We start from the raw sequence: 3,100 nt of genomic DNA on the forward strand, positions 1-3,100 counted from the left end.
AGCGTTCGGATTAATTTTACAATCTACCTCTTTCATAAAATCAATACCAACAACTTGGGCTCCAGTATCAGCAATTGACTTAGCTTTGGAAATCGTATGGACTCCTGCTGTTATATCAGAACTTGGTACTAATTTAATCAAATCATTAAAGATATGGCTTCCCAAATGACCAGTTGCACCTGTTATCAAGTATTTCATAATTAATTACCTCTCTTTAATTTACATGTTACTTTATTAATCACAGAAAATCAATCATTATGTTTCAAAAAATATAATATATTATTAATCAAGTTCTGTATTAAATTAAAATAATCCTCAATGATTTTTAACCATTGAGGATTATTTTTCATGTTAATTACCACTGTTCATGATTCCACAAGCGCCCATCAACTTCACCTTTTAGTTGTTCAGTACGCATATTTTGCTCTTGGATAACTTGCTGCATTGCGACCAAGAAAGCCCGGTTCTCATAAGCTTTTTGCTTTTTTGCTAAATCGGAAACTTGCTGTTCCAACCACTTACCAGTATCATCCATTATTATTCGTCCTCCCCTTGTTTAATCAAACCGATTGTACTTTTCAACTGATTGATATCCTCTTTACGTTGAATAAAAGTGTCAAGTACCGTCTCGCATTCAGTACAATTAGTTCCGTCAAAGTTCTTAAAACGATCCGCAAATTCACGTTCAAACCACTCTTGACGATTGGTTAAGCTATCAGGATATGTTTGAGTTAAATAACGTTGATAATCAATTAATAATCTCATTTGTTTCTGTTCATTTAAATATTGAAATTGAGCAATTGTAAAGACTGGTAAAATTTTCATCTTGCCACGTTGAGCGATAGCAAAATATGGAGCCATAATTTCATCAATTGTTACATTTTCACTGCCGCCTCGTTGAAATTCTTTTAAGGGCATCCCTGTACTTACTACAATACCAAATTCTTTATCGCTCAAATTGTCGTCGCCATCACCGTAAACAAAGTTACGAGTTAGTACTTGGTCTTCCCAATCTTTTAGTCCCGCCGGTGCAGCATACCAATACAACGGAAATTGAAAGATTATTCGGTCATTTTCCATTAACAAAGCTTGTTCTTTTTCGACATCAATTTCTTTTAATTCTTCGACATGATGCCATGTAACATCTTGTAATTTTGCACCTTGCAACAAAAATTGCTGCGTCTGCGAATCATTTATTTTTGGATGTGAAACTACTACTAAAGTCTTCAAAATTAACATCTCCAGTCATTTATAGAATAGCAAAAAAACTTCATTCTTTAAACCAAACAAAACAGTCACATGCTATAATTTAAGGGATAGATTTATTTAAGGAGATACGTAATGGAAAAATATTATATCGTCGACAGTTCTATTCTTCCTGAATCTTTCGATCGTGTCATTAAAGCTCGTAATTTACTACAAACTAAGAAAGTTCATAACGTCAGCGAAGCCGTTAAAGAAGTTGGTATCAGTCGCGGAACTTACTACAAATATAAAGATTTAGTTTTTCTTCCTGATGAAGAAATGAACGATCGCAAAGCTGTTATTTCAATGATGCTGCATCATCAACAAGGCATCTTGTCCAAAGTACTAGTCGATATTTCTGAATCAAATGCTAGTATTTTAACCATCAATCAAAATATTCCTATTCACAATATTGCTACTGTCGTTATCTCCTTGGATATCAGCCGTCTTAGCGGAACTATTGATGATCTTATTGATAAATTAAGTTTGTCCGATTCAGTCGACAATGTCCATCTGATCTCCATTGAATAATAACCAAAAGCGTCTTCGAAATCATTTAATTTGATTCGAGGACGCTTTTTTATATTCTCTTTAAAACGACAATATATCATATCTTAATCCATCAATATAATCATTTTAGTGAAAATGTAATTCAATAATTTGACAATCTAATCAAATTAATTTAATGATATACATGGTATTACTAATAAGCTAATAGATTGGAGAATGTATTTATGTCGAAAAAACTAACAACCGAAACCGGTCAACCTTGGGCAGACAATCAGCATTCACAAACAGCCGGCTCTCGTGGTCCTGTCCTAATGCAAGATTATGATTTACTTGAAAAATTGGCTCATTTTGATCGTGAAAGAATTCCTGAACGTGTAGTTCACGCAAAAGGCGCTGGTGCCAAAGGTGAGTTTGTTCTTGAAAATGATATGAGTAAATATACTAAAGCTGACTTATTCAATGGTTCCGGGAAGAAAACTCCATTAATTATGCGTTTCTCACAAGTTGCTGGTGAAAAAGGCTATCCTGATACCGTTAGAGATGTACGTGGCTTCTCAGTAAAATTCTATACTCAAAAAGGTAATTACGATATTGTAGGTAATAATACACCTGTTTTCTTTGTAAATGACCCACTTAAATTTCCTGATTTTATTCATTCACAAAAGCGTGATCCAAAAACAAATCGACGTACTCAAACAATGCAATGGGATTTCTGGTCACATTCACCAGAATCTCTACATCAAGTTACCTACTTAATGGGTGATCGTGGATTGCCCACTTCTTACCGTGAAATGAATGGCTATGGTTCTCATACATTCAAATGGGTAAATAAGAATGGTGAACAATTCTGGATTAAATATCATTTAAAATCTGATCAAGGCGTCGTCAATATGACAAATGATGCTGCAGAAAAAATTAGTGGCAAAGATACCGACTTCCTTCAAAATGACCTTTTTGATGCCATTGATAAGGAAAATTATCCATCATGGACTATGTATGTTCAAATATTGCCATATGAAGAAGGACTCCATTATAAATGGGATATCTTTGATGTAACTAAAACTGTTTCTCACAAAGATTATCCGCTCATTAAGGTTGGTAAATTAACTTTAAACGAAAATCCTTCTAACAACTTTACTGATGTCGAAGAAGCTGCATTCTCACCTGCTAACCTAATTCCAGGAATTGAAGCATCACCAGATAAATTATTACAAGGACGTTTATTCTCTTACAAGGATACTCAAAGATATAGATTAGGCGTAAACTTTGAAGATTTGCCAATAAACAAGCCTATTAATGAAGTACATAATTACGAACGGAGAGCGTAAAATATCTTGTGTAAATG

General features: G+C 33.9%; 3 protein-coding genes and 2 pseudogenes. 2 read left to right on the forward strand and 3 right to left on the reverse strand.

Annotated features, from left to right (window positions below; genetic code table 11):
• The 3 genes and pseudogenes from FD26_RS10625 to FD26_RS10635 form a co-directional block, all read right to left on the reverse strand.
• A pseudogene (locus FD26_RS10625) lies at window positions 1–198 on the reverse strand (hypothetical protein); the annotation flags it as partial.
• A 157-nt stretch (window positions 199–355) separates the two neighbouring features.
• Complete coding sequence (locus FD26_RS10630; RefSeq protein ID WP_057868396.1) at window positions 356–535, reverse strand: hypothetical protein; 180 nt, start codon at window positions 533–535, stop codon at window positions 356–358.
• 2 nt (window positions 536–537) lie between these two features.
• On the reverse strand, window positions 538–1,230 hold the full coding sequence (locus FD26_RS10635) for an NAD(P)H-dependent oxidoreductase (RefSeq protein ID WP_057868397.1): 693 nt from the start codon (window positions 1,228–1,230) through the stop codon (window positions 538–540).
• 111 nt (window positions 1,231–1,341) lie between these two features.
• Between FD26_RS10635 and FD26_RS10640 the strand changes: the two genes are divergently transcribed.
• A complete protein-coding gene (locus tag FD26_RS10640; RefSeq protein WP_057868398.1) occupies window positions 1,342–1,776 on the forward strand; it encodes an ACT domain-containing protein in 435 nt (144 codons plus the stop codon).
• Between the two features lie 203 nt (window positions 1,777–1,979).
• Window positions 1,980–3,074: pseudogene (locus tag FD26_RS10645) on the forward strand (catalase); the annotation flags it as partial.
• Window positions 3,075–3,100 lie beyond the last annotated feature (26 nt).

Origin of the sequence: Companilactobacillus crustorum JCM 15951, assembly GCF_001434585.1 — a bacterium.
GTDB classification, from domain to species: domain Bacteria; phylum Bacillota; class Bacilli; order Lactobacillales; family Lactobacillaceae; genus Companilactobacillus; species Companilactobacillus crustorum.

What these genes read in the sequence shown, in the direction of transcription:
- FD26_RS10640 (WP_057868398.1), top strand. Translation starts at nt 1,342, where the DNA reads ATGGAAAAATATTATATCGTCGACAGTTCTATTCTTCCTGAATCTTTC.
- FD26_RS10630 (WP_057868396.1), bottom strand. Translation starts at nt 535, where the DNA reads ATGGATGATACTGGTAAGTGGTTGGAACAGCAAGTTTCCGATTTAGCA.